The 1,398-nt window shown below is 56.0% G+C and carries 2 protein-coding genes; both read left to right on the top strand.

Annotation, left to right across the window (positions count from 1 at the left end; genetic code table 11):
• The coding region (locus FHW12_RS21025; protein ID WP_220484600.1) for an RHS repeat-associated core domain-containing protein at positions 1 to 864 on the top strand (864 nt) is incomplete at its 5' end.
• 9 nt (positions 865 to 873) lie between these two features.
• Complete coding sequence (locus FHW12_RS21020; RefSeq protein WP_182533042.1) at positions 874 to 1,269, top strand: hypothetical protein; 396 nt, start codon at positions 874 to 876, stop codon at positions 1,267 to 1,269.
• Positions 1,270 to 1,398: the final 129 nt, after the last annotated feature.

Genomic DNA, 1,398 nt, shown 5'->3' with positions numbered 1-1,398 from the left:
CGCTACGCGCGCGACGACGCGGGCGGGCGGCGCTACTTCCTCACGGACCACCTGGGCAGCACGACGGCGCTCTCGGACAGCGGCGGAAACGTGACTGTACGGTACTCGTACAGTCCGTACGGCGACACGAGCATGACGGTGTTGCAAGGAGCGGCGCCGACGAACTCGTATCAGTACACGGGGCGGGAGAACGATGGGGCGGGGCTCTACTACTATCGGGCGAGGTACTACAGCCCGGGGATGGGGCGGTTCACACAAGCAGATCCCCTTGGCTTCATAGATGGGCCGGATGTATACGCATATGTCGGAGGGAGGCCCCTCCAATCAAGCGATCCAATGGGGCTCTGGGCGTGGGGAGATCCTTTGCCGCAGGGCATGGTTGATTTTTTTGCTGGATGGGGCGACGTAGTGAGTTTCGGGTTGACCAATCAGGTCCGAAGTTTTATGGGTTGGAATGACGTAGTTAATAGATGCTCGGGCGCCTATAAGGGTGGCGAAGCCTTTGGGTTTGCAAACGACTTAGCTATCGGGTGGGCTGCCGGTGCTAGGTCTGCTGTTAAGGGCTACGCGGAGTTTTCTCATTCAGCCTTCCCCAACCGATACCTGAAACAATTTGGAAATGGTTTCAGCCGATGGCTGAACAGCCGAGGAAACAGACTCAATGGGGACTTCATGCCTTGGGAGAGACACGCTTCAATAGATCCTTGGGCATACCGGTTTGCCTCACAGGCGTGGAAGGAAGCAAACGATATATTCCCTGCTTGGCGCCAAGCGTTGAACCGAATTCCGTACTTCCCTGGTGCCATGGCCTATGGTGCGGGATCAGCAATGATCAATGGTGATAAGTGCGGTTGTAGCAACTAGGGGTTGGAAATGGCCATCACTGCTCGTCAAATTTGGGCTAAAACCTCGTTTTTCCAGGTTGATTTTGAGGAAGATCAGCAAACCAATCCCGGTCGCTTCGGCCGCGCGTTTGCTTACTGGTTGGCTGAGCAATTCCAAGCTCGCGGCGAGACCGTGCAAGAAGTGTTGCCTGAGGATTGGGGCTGGTGCGTGATGCTGACGCGCAAGCCCTACATGCTTTGGGTAGGTTGCGCCAACAGAAGCGGAAGTATTGATGAATGGGGGGCATTTGTTGCAGCGGAGCCAGGCTTTCTTCAAAGGCTTTTCAGTTGGCACGACACCAGATTAACGGTCGATCGCATTGACCAAATTCTGCACGAAATCATGCAGCAGATTCCCGGGGCCGGTAAGATTTGGATCGAATAGAGAAATCGTCGGAAGCTTAGGCGGAAAGAACAATGGGGACGGAGTGGACCACCCCGGGTTTCTCGGACAGTCTAATTAGACACCGCCTGCGCGGCGAAGTCTTCGGGTGAGCGGTTGCCCAGCGCGCTG

This window comes from Dokdonella fugitiva (assembly GCF_014138265.1).
Lineage (GTDB): Bacteria > Pseudomonadota > Gammaproteobacteria > Xanthomonadales > Rhodanobacteraceae > Dokdonella_A > Dokdonella_A fugitiva_A.
This window is presented reverse-complemented; position numbering and strand designations above follow the sequence as displayed.

What these genes read in the sequence shown, in the direction of transcription:
- FHW12_RS21020 (WP_182533042.1), top strand. Translation starts at nt 874, where the DNA reads ATGGCCATCACTGCTCGTCAAATTTGGGCTAAAACCTCGTTTTTCCAG.